Origin of the sequence: Aliiroseovarius sp. S2029 (genome assembly GCF_023195575.1) — a bacterium.
Classification (GTDB): domain Bacteria; phylum Pseudomonadota; class Alphaproteobacteria; order Rhodobacterales; family Rhodobacteraceae; genus Aliiroseovarius; species Aliiroseovarius zhejiangensis.
In genome coordinates, this window is the sequence record NZ_JALPQE010000003.1 from 317,507 (window position 1) to 339,069 (window position 21,563).

General features: G+C 60.9%; 18 protein-coding genes. 9 read left to right on the forward strand and 9 right to left on the reverse strand.

From position 1 onward, the window contains the following. Positions 1-34 precede the first annotated feature (34 nt). Complete coding sequence (locus tag MUY21_RS08395; protein WP_248409867.1) at positions 35-661, forward strand: XRE family transcriptional regulator; 627 nt, start codon at positions 35-37, stop codon at positions 659-661. Positions 662-761: 100 nt separating this feature from the next. Here MUY21_RS08395 and MUY21_RS08400 read toward each other — a convergent pair whose 3' ends face one another. The 3 genes from MUY21_RS08400 to MUY21_RS08410 form a co-directional block, all read right to left on the reverse strand. Then, positions 762-1,004, reverse strand: coding sequence for a hypothetical protein (locus MUY21_RS08400; protein ID WP_248409868.1), 243 nt, complete (start codon positions 1,002-1,004; stop codon positions 762-764). A gap of 357 nt (positions 1,005-1,361) precedes the next feature. Then, a complete protein-coding gene (arsB, locus tag MUY21_RS08405) occupies positions 1,362-2,378 on the reverse strand; it encodes an ACR3 family arsenite efflux transporter (RefSeq protein ID WP_248409869.1) in 1,017 nt (338 codons plus the stop codon). An 84-nt stretch (positions 2,379-2,462) separates the two neighbouring features. After that, the gene (locus tag MUY21_RS08410) at positions 2,463-4,262 is read right to left on the reverse strand and encodes an extracellular solute-binding protein (RefSeq protein ID WP_248409870.1); all 1,800 of its coding nucleotides are present in this window, start codon (positions 4,260-4,262) and stop codon (positions 2,463-2,465) included. Positions 4,263-4,641: 379 nt separating this feature from the next. Between MUY21_RS08410 and MUY21_RS08415 the strand changes: the two genes are divergently transcribed. Together MUY21_RS08415 and MUY21_RS08420 are read left to right on the forward strand one after the other, a co-directional pair. Next, positions 4,642-5,427: a 3-hydroxybutyrate dehydrogenase gene (locus tag MUY21_RS08415; protein ID WP_248410047.1), complete on the forward strand. Its 786-nt coding sequence runs from the start codon at positions 4,642-4,644 to the stop codon at positions 5,425-5,427. A gap of 6 nt (positions 5,428-5,433) precedes the next feature. Continuing rightward, positions 5,434-6,486: a patatin-like phospholipase family protein gene (locus MUY21_RS08420; RefSeq protein WP_248409871.1), complete on the forward strand. Its 1,053-nt coding sequence runs from the start codon at positions 5,434-5,436 to the stop codon at positions 6,484-6,486. Here MUY21_RS08420 and MUY21_RS08425 read toward each other — a convergent pair. Both MUY21_RS08425 and MUY21_RS08430 read right to left on the reverse strand, forming a co-directional pair. Next, positions 6,483-7,121: a LysE/ArgO family amino acid transporter gene (locus MUY21_RS08425; RefSeq protein ID WP_248409873.1), complete on the reverse strand. Its 639-nt coding sequence runs from the start codon at positions 7,119-7,121 to the stop codon at positions 6,483-6,485. The two genes, MUY21_RS08420 and MUY21_RS08425, sit on opposite strands and share 4 nt — an antisense overlap. Further along, positions 7,118-7,861, reverse strand: coding sequence for a DUF502 domain-containing protein (locus tag MUY21_RS08430; protein WP_248409875.1), 744 nt, complete (start codon positions 7,859-7,861; stop codon positions 7,118-7,120). The genes MUY21_RS08425 and MUY21_RS08430 overlap by 4 nt, the downstream gene beginning before the upstream one ends. Before the next feature lie 201 nt (positions 7,862-8,062). On the opposite strand from MUY21_RS08430, the gene ligA reads away from it, so the two are divergent. The 3 genes from ligA to MUY21_RS16080 all read left to right on the forward strand — a co-directional run bounded on the left by ligA (position 8,063) and on the right by MUY21_RS16080 (position 12,537). Continuing rightward, a complete protein-coding gene (gene ligA / locus MUY21_RS08435; RefSeq protein WP_248409877.1) occupies positions 8,063-10,186 on the forward strand; it encodes an NAD-dependent DNA ligase LigA in 2,124 nt (707 codons plus the stop codon). Positions 10,187-10,189: 3 nt separating this feature from the next. Further along, complete coding sequence (recG, locus tag MUY21_RS08440) at positions 10,190-12,280, forward strand: ATP-dependent DNA helicase RecG (RefSeq protein WP_248409879.1); 2,091 nt, start codon at positions 10,190-10,192, stop codon at positions 12,278-12,280. 134 nt (positions 12,281-12,414) lie between these two features. Beyond that, positions 12,415-12,537 (forward strand): hypothetical protein, encoded by a 123-nt coding sequence (locus tag MUY21_RS16080; RefSeq protein WP_268246012.1) that lies wholly within the window; start codon positions 12,415-12,417, stop codon positions 12,535-12,537. 187 nt (positions 12,538-12,724) lie between these two features. Here the strand turns inward: MUY21_RS16080 and MUY21_RS08445 are convergent, their stop codons facing one another. Further along, entirely contained in the window at positions 12,725-13,168 is a 444-nt protein-coding gene (locus MUY21_RS08445; protein WP_248409880.1) for an iron-sulfur cluster assembly scaffold protein, read from the reverse strand. Positions 13,169-13,239: 71 nt separating this feature from the next. Between MUY21_RS08445 and hisI the strand changes: the two genes are divergently transcribed. After that, positions 13,240-13,599, forward strand: coding sequence for a phosphoribosyl-AMP cyclohydrolase (hisI, locus tag MUY21_RS08450; RefSeq protein WP_248409881.1), 360 nt, complete (start codon positions 13,240-13,242; stop codon positions 13,597-13,599). Positions 13,600-13,668: 69 nt separating this feature from the next. Here hisI and gluQRS read toward each other — a convergent pair whose 3' ends face one another. The 3 genes from gluQRS to gyrA all read right to left on the reverse strand — a co-directional run bounded on the left by gluQRS (position 13,669) and on the right by gyrA (position 18,721). After that, positions 13,669-14,511, reverse strand: a complete 843-nt coding sequence (gluQRS, locus tag MUY21_RS08455; protein WP_248409882.1) for a tRNA glutamyl-Q(34) synthetase GluQRS — start codon at positions 14,509-14,511, stop codon at positions 13,669-13,671. A 14-nt stretch (positions 14,512-14,525) separates the two neighbouring features. Then, positions 14,526-15,872: a methylenetetrahydrofolate--tRNA-(uracil(54)-C(5))-methyltransferase (FADH(2)-oxidizing) TrmFO gene (gene trmFO / locus MUY21_RS08460; protein ID WP_248409883.1), complete on the reverse strand. Its 1,347-nt coding sequence runs from the start codon at positions 15,870-15,872 to the stop codon at positions 14,526-14,528. Between the two features lie 89 nt (positions 15,873-15,961). Beyond that, the gene (gene gyrA, locus MUY21_RS08465; RefSeq protein WP_248409884.1) at positions 15,962-18,721 is read right to left on the reverse strand and encodes a DNA gyrase subunit A; all 2,760 of its coding nucleotides are present in this window, start codon (positions 18,719-18,721) and stop codon (positions 15,962-15,964) included. A gap of 196 nt (positions 18,722-18,917) precedes the next feature. Between gyrA and ctaA the strand changes: the two genes are divergently transcribed. Further along, positions 18,918-20,072, forward strand: a complete 1,155-nt coding sequence (gene ctaA / locus MUY21_RS08470) for a heme A synthase (protein ID WP_248409885.1) — start codon at positions 18,918-18,920, stop codon at positions 20,070-20,072. A 6-nt stretch (positions 20,073-20,078) separates the two neighbouring features. Further along, positions 20,079-21,557 carry a carboxypeptidase M32 gene (locus tag MUY21_RS08475; protein WP_248409886.1) on the forward strand — a complete coding sequence of 493 codons (1,479 nt, stop codon included), beginning with the start codon at positions 20,079-20,081 and terminating at the stop codon, positions 21,555-21,557. Positions 21,558-21,563: the final 6 nt, after the last annotated feature.

The window sequence follows — 21,563 nt, forward strand, 5'->3', positions numbered from 1 at the left end:
TTGCATCGGTCGGGTTTCCGTGTATTGAAGGCGCATGACAACGCCCGAACAACCCAGCCTGATCCGACTGGCCCGTGAAAACGGGGATGACCGCCCCGATCCCAGCCCACTGGACCTTGGAGCGCGCGTGCGGGACCTGCGCAAATCGCGCGGCTGGACATTGGAGCAGGCGGCGCGGCAGGCGGGGCTGGCCCGGTCGACCCTATCGAAGATCGAAAACGGTCAGATGTCGCCCACCTATGAGGCGTTGAAGAAACTGGCGGTGGGGCTGGAAATCTCGGTGCCGCAACTGTTCACCGCGCCAAAAGCCGCGCAGGTGTCGGGCCGTATGACGGTGACAAAAACGGGCGAGGGGGCCGCCCATGCGACCACCACCTATGAACACGAGCTGTTGGCCGGTGCGCTGACCAAGAAAACCATGCTGCCTTATCGCGCACGGGTGCGGGCGCGATCGTTCGACGAGTTCGACGGCTGGGTGCGTCATGACGGCGAGGAGTTTCTTTATGTCCTCACCGGCGGGATCCGCCTGATCACAGAGTTCTATGAACCGGTCGACATGAAACGCGGCGACAGCGCCTATTACGACGCCTCGATGGGACACAACGTGATCTCGACCAGCGCCGAGGACGCGACGATCCTGTGGGTGACGTCGCTGGTGTAGCCCACGGGTGACATCCCTGTTCGCGGATCGCAGCCCAATTCTCTCTGTGTCAATCCTGAACAAGACACGAGCACGCCACGCTTTGCCTGGTTGTAGAGGTTTAGCTTCGAATTTCTATCACCCGTCCGCCGGCCAGATCCGCAGGAAATACCTCGTTGGTTTGGGTCAGCTGGCGAAACAGGACACCTTTGCACAGCCCAACCTGATAAGCTTGCAAAAGCTCTTGGTTTGGAACTGTGCGCAGGTTGAATGTCACAAGCGGCGCAAAAACACGAAGGGCTTCGATGGTTGACTTGTTCCCGCAAAGTGTCGCACCTGCGCCTAAATCATTCAGATTGCGCACTTGTCCCCCGTCTGGCACCACGAGATACCCAACCACACGGGTGGCAGACGACTGTGTCGATGGCGCGTCGGTTCGCAGACCTTGAGTCAGCCAATAGATCAATACCCCGGTCAAAACGGCGAGTGTCAGTTTGGAAAACCAGTTTGCCATAAACCTTTCTCCCGACGGAAAGTTGAATGATACCACTCTTCCCAGTCATGGTCTTTGTGTTGAATCAAGCAACAATCACGCGATCTGACATTGATTGCGTACAGAAAACAGCGGGAGAACCGCGTATCAACTGGTTGCGAACTTCAAGCGCCGTGACGCGAAAACTGTTGCAATAGCTGTCGCAAAACCAAGCTCTGCGGGGTTGCCTTAGCTAACAAACCAATGCCGTGTGCGGTTCGCAAAGGCCACCAGCGACAGCATCACCGGCACCTCGACCAGCACGCCGACGACGGTGGCCAGCGCCGCGCCGGAGTTCAGGCCGAACAGAGAGATCGCGACCGCGACGGCCAGCTCAAAGAAGTTCGACGTGCCGATCATGCAGGCCGGGGCGGCGATGTTATGGGGCAGTTTCATTGCGCGTGCCGCACCATAGGCGATAGCAAAGATGCCGTAGGTCTGGATCAACAGCGGGATGGCGATCATCACGATGGCGAACGGTTGGGCCAGAATGGTTTGCGCCTGAAACCCGAACAAAAGCACGACGGTGGCCAGCAGACCGATGACGGACCAGGGTTTCAGACGGGCAAGGAAAGCGTCAAGCCGCGTCTCACTAGAGCGCATCAGACGGTGGCGGGTCCAGACCCCGGCCGCCAGCGGCAGCACGACATATAACATGACCGACAGAAGCAACGTCTGCCACGGCACGGTGACGTCGCTGATCCCCAGGAGGAACGCGGCAATGGGGGCGAAGGCGAAGATCATGATCACGTCATTCACGCTGACCTGCACAAGCGTATAGGCCGGATCGCCCTTTGTCAGTTGGCTCCAGACAAAGACCATGGCAGTGCAGGGGGCGACGCCCAGAAGGATCATGCCCGCGATATATTCGCTGGCCGTCTCCGGATCGACGAACCCGGCGAAGATCACCCGGAAAAACAACCAGCCAAGCGCGGCCATGGTGAAGGGCTTGATCAGCCAGTTGATCACCAGCGTCAACAGCACCCCTTTCGGCCGACGACCGATATCCTTGATCGCGGCGAAATCGACCTGCACCATCATCGGATAGATCATGACCCAGATCAGCACCGCGACCACCAGATTGACGCTTGCAAACTCAACCCCGGCGATCATCGCAAACAGGTCGGGCGCCGTGTTTCCCAACACAACGCCCGCCAGAATGCACAACGCCACCCACAGCGACAGATACCGTTCAAACACGCCCATCAGATGCTCCGATTCCGAAAAGTCACGCGTGTTTAACCGCGCTTTGTAACAGCGCCGTAACGCGGCGGATGGGGCAGGGCAATCCTATTCTTCGTACCACCAGATTTCCGGCTGGAAGCCGAGGTAATCTCCATACATCGGGATGCGATCGGGGTATTTCAGCTCTTTCACATGGGCGATATGGGACAGGTCGGTATAGCCCAGCGGAATGACATAGCGGCCTGCGGTCAGCACGCGGTCCAGCGCCTTGGTCGCGGCGCGAAATTCGTCCTGCCCGCGGGCGTTCAGCATCTGGTCGATCAGCCCGTCGATGGCCGCGCTTTTCACACCCATCCAGTTGCGGGTGCCTTCCTTGTCGGCGCTCTCGGACCCCCAATACAGGTGCTGTTCGTTGCCGGGGCTCAACGACAGGCCGCGCCAGTAATAGGCCATATCGAAATCGAACGCATTGGTGCGTTCCTTGTATTGCGCACTGTCGACCGAGGTGATCGTGGGCGTGATCCCCATCCGCCCGAGCGCGTCGGCGAAGATGTCGATTTCCTGCCGATTTTCGGACGATCCGGTGTTCAGCACGATTTCGAACGTGAAGGGCTGCCCATCGGCGTTCTTCATCACGCCATCCTGAACGGTCCAGCCGGCCTCTTCCATCAGCTCCATTGCGCGCCGCAGGCCAGCGCGGTTGCGCGCCGATCCGTCCGAGACAGGCAGGGCATAGCCTTCGAGCGCGCCTTCAGGCAGGTCGTCATAGCCCATCAACATCTCGCGCACCAACCCTTCGGCAGGCTTGCCCGGTGCCATCCCAAGGACCGAGTTGTGGAAATAGGACTGGATGCGCTTCTTCGCGCCGGCATTCAGGCTTTGGTTGATGAACTCGAAATTGAACGCATGGATCATCGCGTCCCGCACACGGATATCCGAGAAGGCGGGGCGGCGGGTGTTCATCACATAGCCCATGATCCCGGTGGGGCGTTGATGGGGAATATCGGACAACACGATGTCACCCGATTGAACCGCCGGGAATTTGAACTGCGTGGCCCATTTTTGCAAATTCGTCTCGCGATGAGTGGTGGCTTCGCCCGCCTTGAAGGCCTCGAACGTCACATCACCGTCACCATAGTAATCGAACCGGATTTCATCCAGGTTGGCCTGTCCCTGCATGAAGGGCACATCCTTGCCCCAGTAATAGGGGTTGCGCGTCAGGGTCAGATAGCGACCGGGTTCGAAATCACCGATCACGTAGGGCGACGAGCCGATCGGGATCACACCGACGCCCGAGGCTTCGAAATCCTTCCCCTCCCACTGCGCCTTTTTCAGGATGGGGCGCATCCCCAGGATCAGCGGCAGTTCACGATCTTCAGTGTTGAAAGTGAACTTGACCGAGCGGGGGCCGGTCTGCTCCATCGTTTCCACCTTGGCCCAGGCCCCGTGATAACGCGGGTGGCCAAGCGTGCCGAGCACCTCGTAGGACCACATCACGTCTTCGATGGTCAGGGGGCTGCCATCCGAAAAGGTGGTGCCTTCGCGCAGCGTATATTCGACCCAGGTCCGCGCGTCATCGGTTTCAACCGATTCGGCCAGAAGGCCATAAAGCGTGAAGGGTTCGTCGTAACTGCGGCCCATGAGACTTTCAAACAACATGAAGCGCAACTGCCACGGCGCGCTGCCTTTTCGGATCACGGGATGCAGCGAATCATAGCTTCCCGCTTCGGCGAAAATGATCTTGCCGCCTTTGGGCGCATCGGTGTTTACATGGGGCAGGGACACAAAATCCGGTGGCAGGGCAGGGTCGCCATACATAGCTATGCCATGTTTGGGCTCGGCAAGACCGATCTGCGCGGCGAAGACCGACAGGGAAACCGCGCCGATCAGGCTGCGAAATGTCATTATGTGTGCTGCTCTCATCAACGTCGTTTTCCTTCACATCCCTGATTTGATTTGGGGAAACTTTAGAGGCGGAAAATAGTCTTTTCAAACTTTTAGCTTGGAACGCGGCGCCGGACCGCTTATAAAGGGGTCACTGCTCGATAGGTTTCTTGCCTGTATGAAACCTGCCTCAATAACTTAACGCCCGCTTCGTGCGGGCGTTTTTTTTATGACTGTTATCCCGGTGCCTCCTTTGCGGCCCGGAGCAAGAGAATCGGGTGCAGGTCTCTGACACAAAACCAACCTTGCCCGCCGCGGGATTGCGGGTGGGAAACCACTGGCGCCCGAAAGACATTGGGTTATGCTGCATCGCAACAACAGTCGTCTGAAAGGGATCACCATGGCCATCACCACGTCGCTGGACGGAAAAACCGCCGTCATCACCGGATCGAACTCGGGCATCGGGTTGGGGATCGCGCGCGAACTGGCGCGGGCCGGGGCGGATGTCGTTCTGAACTCGTTCACCGACAGTGACGACGATCACGCGCTGGCGGCCCAGATCGCCCAGGAACATGGCGTCACCGCGCGCTATATCCAGGCGGATATGTCGAAGGGCGATCACTGTCGCGCCCTGATCGAGAAAGCCGGGCAATGCGACATCCTGATCAACAACGCAGGCATTCAGCACGTCGCCCCGATCGAGGATTTTCCGACCGATAAATGGGATGCGATCATCGCGATCAACCTGACCTCGGCGTTTCATACGGTCGCGGCGGCGCTGCCGATGATGCGCAAGGCGGGCTGGGGACGGGTGATCAACATCGCCTCGGCCCATGGGCTGACCGCGTCACCTTACAAATCCGCCTATATCGCGGCCAAGCACGGGATCGTCGGTCTGACCAAGACCGTGGCGCTGGAAACCGCGCGCGATCCGATTACCGCCAACGCGATCTGTCCGGGCTATGTGCTGACGCCGATCGTCGAAAAGCAGATTCCCGACCAGATGAAAACCCATGGGATGAGCCGAGAGGAAGTGATCGAGAATGTCATGCTGTCGCGCCAGCCGTCGAAAGAGTTTACCACGGTCGAACAGATGGGCGGCACGGCCGCCTTTCTGTGCTCGGACGCCGCCGCCCAGATCACCGGCACGACCATTTCCGTCGATGGCGGCTGGACGGCGCTGTAACCGGGTATGGCAACACCAAAGCGTATCAATCTGGCCCTTCAGGGCGGGGGCGCCCATGGCGCCTTCACCTGGGGCGTTCTGGACCGCCTGCTGGAAGACGACGGGATCGAGATCGCCGGGATCTCGGGCACCTCGGCAGGCGCGCTGAACGGGGCGGCGCTAAAAGCCGGGTTGGTGGCCGATGGCAAGGGGCAGGATCGTGATGCGGCGCGCGCCAATCTGGATGCGCTGTGGCACAAGGTGGCCGGGGTGCATGACCTGCGCCTGACTTCGTGGTTTGCGCAGTTTGCCCCGCAGAACGAGCTGATCAGCCAGGCGTTTCAGACCTCGCCGATGTTTATCTGGGCCGACATGGCAAGCCGGGTGGTCAGCCCCTATGCCTATGGGCCGTTCTACAAGAACCCCTTGCGCAATATCGTTGCGGATTTCGATTATGACAAGGTCTGCGCCGATATCGGCCCGCGCCTGAATGTCTCGGCCACCAATGTGCGCACGGGCAAGATCCGGGTCTTTGGCGACGACGAGATTAGCACCGATGCTATTCTGGCGTCGGCCTGCCTGCCCACGGTGTTTCAGGCCGTCGAAATGGTCGATCCGAAAACCGGCACGGACGAGGTGTTCTGGGATGGTGGCTATACCGGCAACCCGGCTCTGTTTCCGCTGTTCGACCCCGCATTGCCCGCCGATATCGTGGTGGTGAATATCAATCCTTTGTATCGACATGATATTCCTCGCAACGGGGCGGATATCCAGAACCGGATCAACGAAATCAGCTTCAATTCCTCGCTTCTGCGCGAGCTTCGGGCGATCAACTTCGTCAAGCGGCTGATTGCGGCGGGGCAATTGTCGCCCGGACAGATGCGCGATGTGCTGGTCCACATGATTTCAGATGATGAACTGATGCGTGATCTCAGCACCGCGACCAAGCTGGTGCCGTCCTCGGTGACGCTGCATCGGTTGAAGGATGCCGGACGGGCGGCGGCAGGTGCGTTTCTGGACGCCCATCGCGCGGATCTGAACCAGCGCGGCACCGTCGATCTGGAAGAAATGTTCGGCTAGCTGCCGATCGACCCTGTGACCACGCCCCGGATCAGCCCCGCTGCAATCGCCCACATGGTCAAGCCGATCACCACGTCCAGCACCCGCCATGCGCCGGGTTTCTGCATGATCGGCGCAAGCAGGCGCGCGCCATAGCCCAGAGAGAAGAAAAAGGCGAAGCTGGAGGCCACGGCGCCCGCCCCAAACGCAATCCTCTGCGCCCAGTCGGCAAACGAGGTTGAGATCGCCCCGATCAGGCCCAGCGTGTCCAGATAAACATGGGGGTTTGCCCAGGTGAAGGCGGCGGCTATGGCGATCACGGCGCCAAGGGATCGGGATTTCCCCGCGATCTCCATCTCGTAACGGCCCTTGATCGCCGCATGAAACCGCATCGCCCCATAGATGATCAGAAAGCCCGCCCCTGCCAGCGCCATGATCAGGGGCAGGCGGGGCCAGGCCTCGACCAGCGCGCCGAAGCCCAGCACACCGGCAGCGATCAACAGCGCGTCCGAGGCGGCACAGAACAGACACAACCAGAACACATGCTGGCGCAACAGCCCTTGCCGCAGCACAAACGCGTTCTGTGCGCCGATGGCAAGGATCAGGGAAAACCCCGTTGCAAAGCCAGTGATCGCAGGCGCGGCCAGATGGGTCATTCGGGTGCGATTTCAGGGGGTGTCTTCGGATCTTTCCCGTTGGGATAGACAAGCCCCGCAGAGATGACCAGCTTTGCTGCATCTTCGACCGTCATCGAAAGTTCGATCACCGAATGGCGCGGCACGAACAGCAAGAAACCCGACGTGGGGTTGGGCGTGGTCGGCAAAAAGACCGAGATAATATCCTCGTCCACCGGGATCCGTGCGTCAATCTCGCCCTTGGCCTTGGTCGAGATGAAGGCGATGGCCCAGATCCCCTTGCGCGGGTATTCGACCAGGCAGGCCTTGTCGAACTTGGTCTCGGTCGATTGGCTGAAAATGGTCTCGGCGATCTGCTTAAGCCCGTTATACAGCGAGCGAACAACCGGCATCCGGTCGACCAGGCCTTCGCCCCAGGCGATGAACGACCGTCCGATCAGACCCTTGGCGATCCAGCCCACCAGCACGGTGAACAGCAGGAACACAACCACACCCAATCCGCGCACATTGATGCGCACGTCTTCGCCGAACAGCATCTTGAACCATTCGCTGTCGCCGAAAAACGTGTTGATCAAAGCGTCGGGATGGTACCGGGCGGGCACGAAAGGTAGCACCCAGCTGTCGATCCAGCCCACAAAGGTCCAGATCAGCCACATGGTCACGGCAATCGGGACCACGACAACAAGCCCGGCAAGGAAGTTGTTGCGCAGCCCGGCAAACGGGCGCCGCTTGCGCTTTGCGTGTTCGTCGTGTTCGGTCATGTAAACCCGTTCCCCGGCAGTACCCAGCGAAACTTAGGCACTGTGACCGGGCTGGGCAATAGCTCACACGCAGGCAACGGGATGAAATGACCGAATTTCAAATGGCTGGCCCGGCGTGTCGATGTTGCATTGCGGATCGGGGCTGGACGGCGGACATGGCGGCGCCTATCACATTGGGACCAGGTATGGGGGGCCCTGCGCGTGACAGACCGAACCGATGTTGATGACCTGACCGAGGCCGAAGCCCGCGCTGAACTGAAGCGTCTGGCCGGTTTGCTGTCCGATGCCAATCGCGCCTACCACGCAGAAGACGCGCCCACGATTTCGGATGCCGAATATGATGCGGCCAAGATGCGAAATGCGGCCATCGAAGCCAGATTTCCCCACCTGAAACGCGCTGACAGTCCGACAGATCAGGTCGGTGCGACCCCATCCGAGGGCTTTGGAAAGATCACCCACGAAGTGCGGATGCTGTCGCTGGGCAACGCGTTTTCGGACGCGGATGTGACCGAGTTTGACGCGCGTGTCCGCTCGTTTCTGGGTCTCAGCCCGAAAGATGATCTGGCCTACACCGCCGAGCCGAAGATCGACGGTCTGTCGCTGTCGATCCGTTATGAAAACGGACGGTTGGTTCATGCGGCCACGCGGGGCGACGGTGCGGTTGGCGAAAACGTGACTCAGAATGCCCGGACCGTTGCGGATATTCCCGAGACGATGAACGGTGCGCCTGATCTGCTTGAGGTCCGGGGCGAGGTCTATATGTCCCATGACGACTTCGCCGCGCTGAATACCCGGCAGGCCGAGCGCGGCGGCAAGACCTTTGCCAACCCGCGAAACGCCGCCGCAGGTTCGCTGCGCCAATTGGACGCGAGCATCACCGCCGACCGCCCGCTGCGCTTTTTCGCCTATGCGTGGGGGGCGCTCAGCGCCCCGCTGTCTGACACCCAGATGGGCGCGGTGGAACGGCTGGCGGAACTGGGCTTTCAGACCAACCCGCTGACCCAAAGGTTCACGGATCTGGATGCGATGCTGGCCCATTACCACGCGATTGAATCGCAGCGCGCGACGCTGGGCTATGACATTGACGGGGTGGTTTACAAGGTCGACGATCTTGGTTTGCAGGCGCGGCTGGGCTATCGCTCGACCACGCCGCGATGGGCGATCGCGCACAAATTTCCCGCCGAACGCGCCTGGACCCGGTTGGAGGCCATCGACATTCAGGTCGGCCGCACAGGCGCGCTGAGTCCCGTTGCACGGCTGACGCCCGTCACCGTCGGGGGCGTGGTCGTGTCGAACGCCACGCTGCATAACGAGGACTACATCGCAGGGCGTGACAACAAGGGCGACGTCATCCGGGACGGCAAGGATATTCGCGTCGGTGATTGGGTCGAGGTGTATCGCGCGGGCGATGTGATCCCCAAGATCTCGGACGTGGATTTGTCGCAGCGGCCCGAAGATGCGCAACCTTACAAATTTCCGCAGAGCTGTCCGGAATGCGGATCAGATGCCATTCGCGAGGAAGGCGACGCGGTGCGCCGCTGCACAGGCGGCATCATCTGCCCCGCGCAAGCCGTTGAGAAACTGAAACATTTCGTCAGCCGGGGTGCGTTTGACATCGAAGGTTTGGGCGCGAAACAGGTCGAGATGTTCTATCACGACGAAGCCCTTCCCATCCGCGAACCGGCCGATATATTCACACTCGCCGCGCGCGACAAGAACAGCCTTGCCCGGTTGAAAAACCGCGATGGCTGGGGCGACAAAAGCGCCGAAAACCTGTTTGCAGCGATTGAAGACCGCCGTGCAATTCCCATGAATAAAATGATTTTTGCGCTTGGTATTCGCCATGTGGGGGAAAGTGCAGCAAACCTTCTGGCCCGCCATTACGGCACGTGGGAGGCGTTTGAAACCGCCGTGACCGCCGCCCAACCCGGCACGCCGGAATGGGATGATCTGGTCTCCATCGACGGGGTTGGGACCGTCATGGCCGGGTCATTGGTCGCCGCGTTCTCGCAAGAGGCCGAGCGCGCCTCCATCGACCGGCTGGTGGCGGAACTGGACGTGCAGCCCGTCGCCGCCCCCAAGACCGACGGCAGCCCCGTGGCGGGCAAAGTCGTGGTGTTCACCGGAACGCTCGAAAAAATGACCCGCGCCGAAGCCAAGGCGCGCGCTGAAGCTTTGGGGGCGAAGGTCTCAGGCTCGGTGTCCGGCAAGACCGATCTGCTGGTCGCGGGGCCGGGGGCGGGGTCCAAGGCGAAGAAAGCCGCCGACCTTGGGGTCGAGACCATCGACGAAGACGGCTGGCTTGCCCTGATCGGGGACGCGTGAACCATGGCAACCCGCCCCGAGATTCTGTTTCCCCTGTTTGCCGATCTGGAAACCCTTGGGGGGATTGGGGACAAGACCGCCAAGGCGTTGGGAACATTGGGGATTGAACGGCCGCGTGACCTGCTGTTCTGGTTGCCGCACGCAGGCATCGACCGCAAATTCCGCGCCTCGATCACCGAGGTGCGGCCGGGCGACATGGCCACCGTGGAAATCGAGGTGGGGCAACACAAACCGGGCCGCACCCGCACAGCACCCTACCGGGTCGAGGTTCGTGACCCCCTGACCACGTTCGAACTGGTGTTCTTTCACGCCAATGGCCCCTGGCTGCAAAAGCAACTGCCCGAAGGGGCGGCGCGCGTTGTGTCGGGCAAGGTGGAAAGCTTCGACGGCAAGCTGCAAATCGTTCATCCCGACTATATCGTGACCCCGGCCGAGGCCGCCAGCATCCCTGATTTCGAACCCGTCTATCGCTTGACCGCCGGGGTCACCGGGCGCGTCATCGCCAAGGGCGTGGGCGAGGTGCTGACCCGGCTGCCCATCCTCAAGGAATGGATCGACCCCGAACTGAAAGCGCGCGAACATTGGCCCGATTGGCATGAGGCGCTCAGGGCGGCTCACGCGCCCGAGGGCGTCGATGACCTGTCGCCCCAATCGCCCGCGCGCCGGCGGCTGGCCTATGATGAGTTTTTTGCCCACCAGCTGACGCTGGCACTGGCCCGCGCCAAGGTCAGGCGGGGTAAGGGGCGGGTCAGCGTCGGCACGGGCGATTTGCAGGCCAAGGTGCTGGCCGCACTGCCCTACAAACCGACCGGCGCCCAGACCCGCGCGGTCGAAGAAATTAGCACCGATCTGGCCTCGGGCAAGCGGATGAACCGGCTGTTGCAGGGCGATGTGGGGTCGGGCAAGACGCTGGTCGCGCTGCTGTCGCTTCTGATCGCGGTCGAGGCGGGCGGGCAGGGCGTCATGATGGCCCCCACCGAAATTCTGGCCCGTCAGCATTTGGAGGGGCTGCGCCCCTTGGCGGATGCCGCGGGCGTGGTGGTCGAGATCCTGACCGGGCGTGACAAGGGCGCCGAGCGGCGCGCGAAACTGGAGGCATTGGCGCGTGGCGACATTCACATTCTGGTCGGCACCCATGCGGTGTTCCAGAAAGGCGTGGAGTTCCACGATCTTCGGCTCGCCATCGTCGATGAACAGCACCGCTTTGGCGTCGCGCAGCGGATGGAGCTGGGCGCGAAGGGGCAAGCGGCGGATGTGCTGGTGATGACCGCGACGCCCATCCCGCGCAGCCTGGCGCTGGCGCAATATGGGGATATGGATGTCTCGGTCTTGGATGAGAAACCGCCGGGGCGAAAGCCGATCAAGACGGTTCTGGTGTCATCGGGCCGGATCGACGAGGTCGTCGAACGCCTGCGCCGCGCGATGGCCGAAGGCGCGCAGGCCTATTGGGTCTGCCCGCTGGTCGATGAAAGCGAGGTCATGGACCTGACCGCCGCTGAGGAACGATTCAAACACCTGCGCGCCGCCTTGGGTGAAGGGGTTGTCGGCATGGTTCACGGCCAGATGCCGCCCGTGGAAAAAGACTCCGCGATGGCGGATTTCGTCGCCGGGCGCACCAAGCTGCTGGTCGCGACCACGGTGATCGAGGTGGGCGTGGACGTGCCCAATGCCTCGATCATGGTGATCGAACGGGCGGAACATTTCGGGCTGGCCCAACTGCACCAACTGCGCGGGCGCGTGGGGCGGGGGCAGGCGGCCTCGACCTGTCTGCTGATGTATCAGCCGCCCCTGACCGAAGGCGGCGAGAAACGGTTGGCGGTGATGCGCGACACGGAAGACGGGTTCGTGATTTCTGAAGCTGATCTTGAAATGCGCGGGGCGGGCGATGTGCTGGGCACGGCGCAATCCGGCCTGCCGCGCTTCTGGGTCGGTGATCTGGAACATCAGGCGGGACTGATGGCTGTGGCACAGAAAGACGCGCGGCTATTGCTGCAACAAGACCCGGATCTGACCACGCCACGGGGTCACGCGGCGCGGGTGCTTTTATGGCTGATGCGACAGGACGAAGCGATCCGTTTGATTTCAGTGGGTTAAGCCATTTGTTCTCAAAAGTTCACAAATGTTCTTAAAAAGTTCTTTACAGAACCGTTAAGAATATGCGAACAAAGTAGCAACAAAGCGGATGGCAGCCCCGAAATGCCATCGAGATCGAGAGCAGGAGACACCCCATGTTGCACGATGTGAAAGCCGTCATGTCCCGTTCGTCCGCCACAATCTGGCAAGACGCAATCGGGGGGATGTCCTTGTTGGTTCTTCTGTTCGGTGCGCTGCACCTGCCAGGGGTGATCTGACCCCAAACCCAGTTTCTGCCAGCTCAGGGTCCGGACACTGCATCATGTCCCAAATGCGATGCGTCCAGACGGTTCACTGCCCGTCGCCTGTCCCACGTTCCGGTGTTTTGCCTCATTCCTGCACCGAAACGGTTTATCCCGAGCCGCAACTGCCGCCGCCTCCCTGCCAGGAGCGCGGCGGTTTTTTTCAGGCCGCCGCCATTGCTGCGTCGATTGCATTCAGCGTGGCGTCGAACGGAAGCAGGATCGAGGCATGGCGGTTCTTGAATTCACGCGCGGGTTGCAGGACCTCAAAACCCTCGAACGGCGCAGCGGGGACCGGGCCGTTCTGGCTCAGCATCGCGTGCAGCGCATCGCGCCCCTGTTGCAACACGGCCCGGTCCAGTCCAATCACTACGCCGCCAAGGATCGCAGCCGACGCCTGGCCCAGGGCGCAGGCTTTCACATTCTGCGCGAAATCCGTGATCGTTCCGGCGTCAAGCGTGATGCCGACTGTGACAGTTGATCCGCACAAGGGCGAACGGGCCTTTGCTTCGCCATCCGGCGCCTCAAGGCTGCCCAGATGCGGGATCGCCGCGGCAAGGGCGAGGATCTGTTTTGAATAGAGCTTGATCAGGTCGCTGTCGGCCATCTGTCCTGCCTTTTCCGTCGCGGTTTCCCGGTCTACATAGGGTGCTGACAGGCAATTGGAAAGGATAGTCCATGAAATTCGAGACAGGCAGTCTGCGCTATGACGGCAACGGGTTGATCCCGGCGATTGCGCAGGATGCTGCGACAGGTGACGTTCTGATGATGGCCTGGATGAATGAAGAGGCCGTGACGCGCACGCTGGAGACCCGGCGCGTTACCTATTGGTCGCGATCACGGCAGGCATTCTGGGTGAAGGGTGAGACATCGGGGCACGTGCAGGAGCTGGTCGATTTCCGTGTCGATTGTGACCGGGATTGTCTGCTGGTGACGGTACACCAGACGGGACCGGCCTGCCACACCAACCGGCGGAGTTGCTTTTTTACGGCGGTCCGGGGTGGGGAAGAGGTCGAGATCATGACGCCCATGCTCTGAGGCTGCGCCGGGGGTTTTGCACCCCCGGACCCCCGCAGGATATTTTTGGCCAGAAGAAACCGGGGGCGGTCAGAGGTCGACCATTGCGCGGATGTCGGCGGGTGTTTTGCCTTCTGCACGATAGGTCGCGATGGCGCGCGCATCGTCGCGTTTGGCGAGGCGTTTGCCCTGGTCGTCGCGGATCAAACGGTGGTGATGATAGGTCGGCACGGGCAGGTTCAAAAGCGTGAGCAGGATCACTTGGATCGCGGTGAAATCGAACAGGTCCTCGCCACGAATCACGTGGGTGATGTCTTGTCTCGCGTCGTCGATGGCGGAGGCGAGGAAATAGGCCACGATATCTTCGCCCTTGCGCGACAGGACCACGTCGCCGATCTGCGTGTGGGCTTGACTGGTGTCGATCTGGTGAGTGCCTTTGTGAGCCTCGCCGGTTTCCACGAACCGGGGGAGGTCATCGGTCAGCAGGGCAAGCGCGCGGTCGAGGTGCAGGCGCAGAGCGTCGCCAGGTTTGCGGTTCGACATGGGGCGCGATTTGCAGGTGCCGGGATAGACCTCGTGCGGGTGACCTTCCTGCGGGGCAGTGAGGGCGGCGCGTATGTCGGCGCGGCTGCAGGAGCAGGGGTAGAGCAGATCGCGTGCCGCGAGTTGGGCTAGATATGTGTCGTAGGAGGTCAGTTGCGTCGACTGTCGCAGGACCGGTCCGTCCCAATCAACGCCGAGCCAGGTCAAGTCTGTGCGGATCAGCGCATCCCATTCGGGTTTGCTGCGGGGCAGGTCGGTGTCCTCGATCCGCAAGAGAAACTGGCCGTTCGCCGCGCGGGCCAAATCATGGGCGAGTATTGCGGAGTATGCGTGACCCAGATGCAGGGGCCCGGTGGGGCTGGGGGCAAAACGCGTTATGAAATCCGTCATATACGCGCCGTTCTTTATGTTGATTGCTCAAGCCAGTCGATCCAGGCGGCCTTGGCCCGATCGGTATAGGCCTTGTAACGGTCCTTGCGCCCGCGTCGTCCGCCCTTCAGCCCGTCAACCGGGCGAAACAGACCGAAATTGACATTCATCGGCTGGAAAGATTTGGCCTCGGCCCCGCCCGTGATGTGATGGATCAGCGCGCCCATGGCGGTGTCCTGCGGCACATCGGGCAGGTCCAGCCCCAGCAGTTCAGCGGCCGCGAGGCGACCCGCCAGAAGCCCCATTGCAGCACTTTCCACATAGCCTTCCACCCCCGTCACTTGGCCTGCGAACCTGAGGTTCGGGCGGGATTTCAGGCGCATTTGACTGTCCAGCAGCGTCGGTGAGTTCATAAAGGTGTTGCGATGAATACCGCCCAGCCGCGCGAAAGAGGCGTTTTCCAGGCCGGGGATCATCCGGAACACGTCCGTTTGCGCGCCGTATTTCATCTTGGTCTGGAAGCCGACGATATTATAAAGCGTTCCCAATGCGTTATCTCGGCGAAGTTGAACCACCGCATAGGGTTTGTCATCAGGCTTATGAGCATTGGTCAGGCCCACGGGTTTCATCGGGCCGAACCGCAGCGTGTCACGCCCGCGCTCGGCCATCACCTCGATCGGCAGGCAGCCGTCGAAATAGGTGGCGGTTTCGCCTTCGTGAAACTCGGTCTTGTCGGCGGCGAGCAGCGCGTCGATGAAAGCCTCGTATTGGGCCTTGGTCATCGGGCAGTTCAGATAGGCGCGGCGTTCGTCCTCGGTGTCGCCCTTGTCATAGCGGGACTGTGCCCAGACCACATCCATGTCGATGCTGTCGGCATAGACGATGGGGGCGATGGCATCGAAGAAAGCCAGACGGTCGGTGCCGGTCTCATTCGCGATGGCGTTCCCCAGGGAGGGCGAAGTCAGGGGGCCAGTGGCAAAAATCCAATGCCCGTCGTTGGGCAGATCGCATATTTCGCCATACTCGACCCGGATATTCGGCAGTGCACGCAGTTTTTCCGTGACATATTGCGCAAAGGCTTCGCGATCCACGGCAAGCGCGCCGCCCGCGGGCAGGCGGTTGTGGTCGGCGCTGGACATGATCAGCCCGCCCGCCTGACGCATTTCCCAATGCAGAAGGCCCACAGCGTTCTGTTCATCATCATCAGACCGAAACGAATTCGAGCACACCATTTCAGCAAAATCGCCGGTCTGGTGGGCAAAGGTTCCGACCTTTGGGCGCATTTCATGCAGCACCACATCCACGCCCATATGCGCGGCTTGCCATGCGGCCTCGGACCCGGCCATGCCGCCGCCCACGATGTGTAATGTCTTGTCTGTCATGGGGTGCAGATATGAGATCGCCGTGCAAAAGGGAAGGCCCCCTTTTCCGCAGGACGATATGGGAAAAGGGGGCCGTCTGGTGTCGGGGATCAGTTGTCGCCGTCCGCGACCTCTTCTTCTTCGGATTGCTCGATGATGCGGGCGACCGATACGACCTCTTCACCCTTGCCGGTGCTGAACACCTTGACGCCACCTGCGCTGCGCGACCGGAAGCTGATGCCGTTGACCGGGCAGCGGATGGACTGCCCCTTGGAGGTTGCCAGCATGATCTGATCCTCCAGATCGACCGGGAAAGATGCCACGATGGGGCCACCACGCATGGATTTTTCCATAGCGGTCACGCCTTGCCCGCCGCGCCCGCGCACCGGATAATCGTGTGACGAAGTCAGCTTGCCCACGCCGCCTGTGGTGATGGTGACGATCATCTCTTTTGCCGCAAGCATTTCCTGATACCGCTCGTCGGACAGCACGCCCTCGGCCAACTCGCCGTTCTCGGGCTCGGTCACGTCGTCGTCGCTTGGGTCGCTGCCCAGTTCCGCGCGATAGCGTTTCAGGAAGGCGGTGCGTTCCCACGGTTCGGCATCGAAATGGCGGATCACCGAGGCAGAGACGACCTCGTCCCCGTCATTCACCAGTTTGATGCCCCGAACCCCGGTGGACGACCGCGAGTTGAACACGCGTACATCCGTCACCGGGAAGCGGATCGCACGACCAGATGACGTTACAAGCATAACATCATCATTTTCATCACAAATCCGCGCGTTGATCAGGCGCGTGCCTTCGTCGTCACCTTCGAATTTCATCGCGATCTTGCCGTTGCGCATCACATTGGTGAAATCCGACAGACGGTTGCGGCGAACCGAACCCTTGGACGTTGCAAAGATGATTTGCAGGTCGTCCCATTCATTCTCGTCGCGATCGACGGGCATGATGGCCGCAATCGACACGCCGGTTGGGATCGGCAGAATGTTCACCAAAGGCTTGCCCTTGGCGGTGCGCCCGCCCTGCGGCAATTGCCAGGTTTTCAGCTTATAGGCCATCCCGTCATCAGTGAAAAACAGAAGCTGAGTATGGGTGTTGGCCACGAACAAGGTGGTGATTGCATCCTCGTCCTTGGTCTGCATCCCCGATAGGCCTTTGCCACCGCGCTTCTGCGCGCGGAAATCGGCCAGCGGCGTGCGCTTGGCCCAGCCTGACGCGGTGATGGTCACGACCATGTCTTCGCGTTCGATCAGGTCTTCGTCGTCCATATCACCCGACCAGTCGACGATCTGGGTGCGGCGGGGGACGGCGAAGGCCTCTTTCACCTCGTTGAGCTCATCCGAGATGATCGCCATGATCCGTTCACGCGAGCGCAAGATATCCAAGTAATCCCTGATCTTTGCGGCGAGGTCCTGAAGTTCGTCCGTGACCTCTTTCACGCCCATGGCGGTCAGACGTTGCAGGCGCAGTTCAAGGATCGCACGAGCCTGCGTTTCGGACAGGTTATAGGTGCCGTCCTCGTTCATCTTGTGTGTTGGATCGTCGATGAGCTGAATATACTCGGCGATGTCCTGCGCGGGCCAGCGCCGTTCCATCAGCCTGGTGCGGGCGTCGGCGGGATCGTGCGACGCACGGATGGTGGCGACCACCTCATCGACATTTGTCACCGCCACGGCCAGACCACACAGCACATGGCTGCGTTCCCGTGCCTTGCGCAGTTCGAACGCCGTGCGGCGCGTCACAACTTCTTCGCGGAAGGTGATGAAATGGCTCAGGAAATCACGCAGAGTCAATTGTTCAGGCCGCCCCCCGTTCAGGGCTAGCATGTTGCAGCCGAACGAGGTTTGCATCGGTGTAAAGCGGAACAGCTGGTTCAACACGACCTCGGGCGTGGCGTCGCGTTTCAACTCGATCACCACGCGCACACCGATCCGGTCGCTTTCATCCTGCACCGCCGAGATGCCTTCAATCCGCTTGTCACGCACAAGTTCGGCGATCTTCTCGATCATCGTGGCCTTGTTCACCTGATAGGGGATCTCGTCCAGCACGATGGCATAGCGATCCTTGCGGATTTCTTCGACACGGGTCTTGGCGCGCATGATGACGCTGCCACGGCCGTCCAGATACGCCTTTCGCGCGCCGGACCGGCCCAGCATGATGCCGCCGGTCGGAAAATCAGGGCCGGGCACGTATTCCATCAAGCCCTCGGACGTCAGATCGGGGTTTTCAATCAACGCAAGCGTCGCGTCCACGACCTCGCCCAGATTGTGAGGCGGGATGTTGGTGGCCATACCGACGGCAATGCCGCCCGCGCCATTGACCAGCATGTTCGGGAAGCGGGCGGGCAGGACGGTCGGCTCAAGGTCCTTGCCGTCGTAATTGTCCTGAAAATCGACCGTGTCTTTTTCGATATCCGCCAGAAGCGAGGCGGCAGGCTTGTCCATCCGCACCTCGGTATATCGCATGGCCGCGGCATTATCGCCGTCCATCGAGCCGAAGTTTCCCTGACCATCCAGAAGCGGCAGGGACATCGAAAAGGGCTGTGCCATCCGCACAAGGGCGTCATAAATGGCAGAATCCCCATGCGGGTGGTATTTCCCCATCGTATCGCCCACCGGACGCGCCGATTTGCGATAGGGTTTGTCATGCGTGTTGCCCGTCCCGTACATCGCATAAAGGATGCGCCGGTGCACCGGTTTCAATCCATCGCGCAGATCAGGAATGGCCCGGCTTACGATCACGCTCATCGCGTAATCGAGATAGGAGGTTTTCATCTCCTCTTCGATGGCGATCTGGGGGCCGTCATACTGGGGTCGTTCAGGCGGCAATTCGCCTGTCTGCTCAGGGGGTTCTGGGGTGTCTGTCACGTTGTCCGCCGTTTTGGTGTTTGTCACACTATATCTGGTTGCGATGACTATATCATCGGGCTGACCGCAGGGGCAACCAGAACGACCCGTTTTCCCCCGGAAACCGGCGCATATTCACGGATTTTCCTGTCCGCTGCCCCCTTGGCTTTCACCGCCAAGTAAACGAATATCGCGCCAAAGCCTATGGGAGAGCAGAATGTCCAAACCCCGCAGCATTTTTGAAGAAGTCGGCGACCAGACGAAGACCGCGCGCACCGCGCCCAAGGCGGGTGTGATCGAACGCGGCTCGGGCGGAGGTGCCGCGCGTGGGGCCGTGCGGTTGTGGCTGATGGTTCTTTTCATGCTGGTGACCCTGATGGTGGTCGTGGGCGGATTGACGCGTCTGACGGATTCAGGCCTGTCTATCACCGAATGGGCCCCGATCACCGGCGCAATCCCCCCGATGGACGACGCCGCCTGGATGGCAGAGTTCGAGAAATACCAGCAAATCCCCGAGTTCAAACTGCAAAACCGCGGGATGGAGATGGACGATTTCAAGTATATCTATTGGTGGGAATGGGGGCATCGCCAATTGGGCCGCTTCATCGGTCTGGTTTGGGCCATCGGCTTTTTCGGCTTTCTGGCTGCGCGCAAGATCCCCAATGGCTGGACCGGACGCCTGTTGCTTCTGGGCGCGCTTGGCGGCGTGCAGGGGGCTATTGGCTGGTGGATGGTCTCGTCCGGTCTGTCGGGGGATCGGGTCGATGTCGCGTCCTATCGGCTGGCGATCCATCTGGGGCTGGCTTTTGTCATCCTGGGGCTGATCGCGTGGTATGTACTGCTGCTGGGCCGGAAAGAGGCCAGCCTGATGGCCGCACGTCGCGGGCGCGAGGCGAAACTGTTTGGTATGGGCACCGGCCTGATGCATCTGGCGCTGCTTCAGATCCTGCTGGGCGCGTTGGTGGCCGGGATCGACGCGGGCCGCAGCTTTGTCGACTGGCCTTGGATGGCCGGGCAGTTTTTCCCGCCGGATGCCTTCGACCTGACCCCGGTCTGGCGCAACTTCTTTGAAAACGCAGGTCTTGTGCAGTTCATGCACCGGATCACCGGTTATCTGTTGGTGATCTATGCCATCGTGGTTTGGCGTGTCTCGCGCAAGTCCGGCAATCAGATGGTGCGGACGGGGTTCACCCTTGCTGCGCTGATGGTGCTGGGGCAGGTGGTGCTGGGCATCACGACGGTCTTGCAGGCCTCGCCCCTGCATGTGGCGATCACCCATCAGGTGGGTGCGATCCTGACCTGGGTTCTGATCCTGAACGCGCGTTTTCTGGCGGGCTACCCGGCCGAACAATCCATTCGCAGCAAGGGATAAGGCGATATGACCGCGTTTGACGATCTGATGGCGTTTCAGCGCGACACGCAGGCACTTGCCGAAGTCGCGGGACGTCTTGGCTGGGATCAGGAAACCGTGATGCCCGACGGCGCCGCCCCGCAGCGCGCCGAAGAAATGGCAGCGATGGAAAACATCCTGCACGCCCGGCGTATCGACCCGCGCATTGCCGATTGGCTGGAGGCGATTGACACGGCCCAACTATCACCTGTCGGGGCCGCGCAGATCCGCGAAATCGAACGCGCGCGGCAACGCGCCCTGAAAGTGCCGGTCGCGTTGTCGATGGCGATCGCCCGCGCCACCTCCGCCGCGCATCGCACATGGGCGGCGGCAAAGGCGGCTGACGATTTCGCGTCCTTTCAACTGGCGTTGGAGGAAATCGTGTCCCTGCGCCGGGAAGAGGCTGCCGCCCTTGCGGGCGGGGGCGATCTTTATAATGCGCTCTTGGATGATTACGAACCGGGGGCGTCGGGGCAGGACATCCAAACCATGTTCGACGCGATGCGCCCGCGACTGGTCAAGCTCAGGGATGCCGCCCTCGGCTCTGACCACCAGCCCGAGAAAGTGATCGGCACCTATCCGGCCAAGAAGCAGATGAAGCTGGCGGCAAAGCTGGCGCGCACATTCGGCTATGACCTGACCCATGGGCGGATCGACAAGGCGTTGCATCCGTTCAGTTCCGGCTCGGGCCTTGATGTGCGCATCACCACGCGCACCAATCCCGCCGATCCGTTCAACTGCTTCTATTCCACCATCCACGAGGTCGGCCATGCTTGTTACGAACAGAATGTAGACCGTGCCTATCTGCTGACGCCGATTGGGCGCGGCGCGTCAATGGGGGCTCATGAAAGCCAGTCGCGGATTTATGAAAACCAGTTGGGGCGTTCGCGCGCCTTCACGGGGTGGCTGTTTGACAGGATGGAGCAGCGTTTTGGCTATGCGCCTGCCAGCAACGCCGACGCTTTCTATGGCACGGTCAACCGATTGGAAAAAGGTTACATCCGCACAGAGGCGGACGAGGTGCAGTATAACCTGCATGTCTTGCTGCGCTTTGATCTGGAACGTCGCCTGATCACCGGCCAGTTGGACGTGGCCGATCTGGAAGAGGCCTGGAACACACGTTTCGCCGCCGATTTCGGATACGAGGTCGACCGCGCCTCACACGGCGTGTTGCAGGACGTGCATTGGGCCGAGGGTCTGTTTGGCTATTTCCCGACCTATAGCCTTGGCAATGTTTATGCAGGCTGCCTGCACGACGCCATGCGCCAAGACTGCCCCGATCTGGATGCCCAACTGGCGCAAGGCAATGTTTCATACGCGACCGACTGGCTGCGCGACAAGGTCCAGCAGCACGGTGCGCTTTATGCGCCGGAAAAGCTGATCGAACAGGCCACCGGCAAACCGGTCTCGGTCGAGCCATTGCTGGCGTATCTGGAAGCCAAGTTTGGCGAGATATATCAACTGTAGATGGGG

Coding starts and splice junctions, on each gene's coding strand:
- MUY21_RS08395 (WP_248409867.1), top strand. CDS start 35: ATGACAACGCCCGAACAACCCAGCCTGATCCGACTGGCCCGTGAAAAC.
- arsB (WP_248409869.1), bottom strand. CDS start 2,378: ATGGGCGTGTTTGAACGGTATCTGTCGCTGTGGGTGGCGTTGTGCATT.
- MUY21_RS08410 (WP_248409870.1), bottom strand. CDS start 4,262: ATGACATTTCGCAGCCTGATCGGCGCGGTTTCCCTGTCGGTCTTCGCC.
- MUY21_RS08415 (WP_248410047.1), top strand. CDS start 4,642: ATGGCCATCACCACGTCGCTGGACGGAAAAACCGCCGTCATCACCGGA.
- MUY21_RS08420 (WP_248409871.1), top strand. CDS start 5,434: ATGGCAACACCAAAGCGTATCAATCTGGCCCTTCAGGGCGGGGGCGCC.
- MUY21_RS08425 (WP_248409873.1), bottom strand. CDS start 7,121: ATGACCCATCTGGCCGCGCCTGCGATCACTGGCTTTGCAACGGGGTTT.
- MUY21_RS08430 (WP_248409875.1), bottom strand. CDS start 7,861: ATGACCGAACACGACGAACACGCAAAGCGCAAGCGGCGCCCGTTTGCC.
- recG (WP_248409879.1), top strand. CDS start 10,190: ATGGCAACCCGCCCCGAGATTCTGTTTCCCCTGTTTGCCGATCTGGAA.
- MUY21_RS16080 (WP_268246012.1), top strand. CDS start 12,415: ATGTTGCACGATGTGAAAGCCGTCATGTCCCGTTCGTCCGCCACAATC.
- MUY21_RS08445 (WP_248409880.1), bottom strand. CDS start 13,168: ATGGCCGACAGCGACCTGATCAAGCTCTATTCAAAACAGATCCTCGCC.
- hisI (WP_248409881.1), top strand. CDS start 13,240: ATGAAATTCGAGACAGGCAGTCTGCGCTATGACGGCAACGGGTTGATC.
- gluQRS (WP_248409882.1), bottom strand. CDS start 14,511: ATGACGGATTTCATAACGCGTTTTGCCCCCAGCCCCACCGGGCCCCTG.
- trmFO (WP_248409883.1), bottom strand. CDS start 15,872: ATGACAGACAAGACATTACACATCGTGGGCGGCGGCATGGCCGGGTCC.
- ctaA (WP_248409885.1), top strand. CDS start 18,918: ATGTCCAAACCCCGCAGCATTTTTGAAGAAGTCGGCGACCAGACGAAG.
- MUY21_RS08475 (WP_248409886.1), top strand. CDS start 20,079: ATGACCGCGTTTGACGATCTGATGGCGTTTCAGCGCGACACGCAGGCA.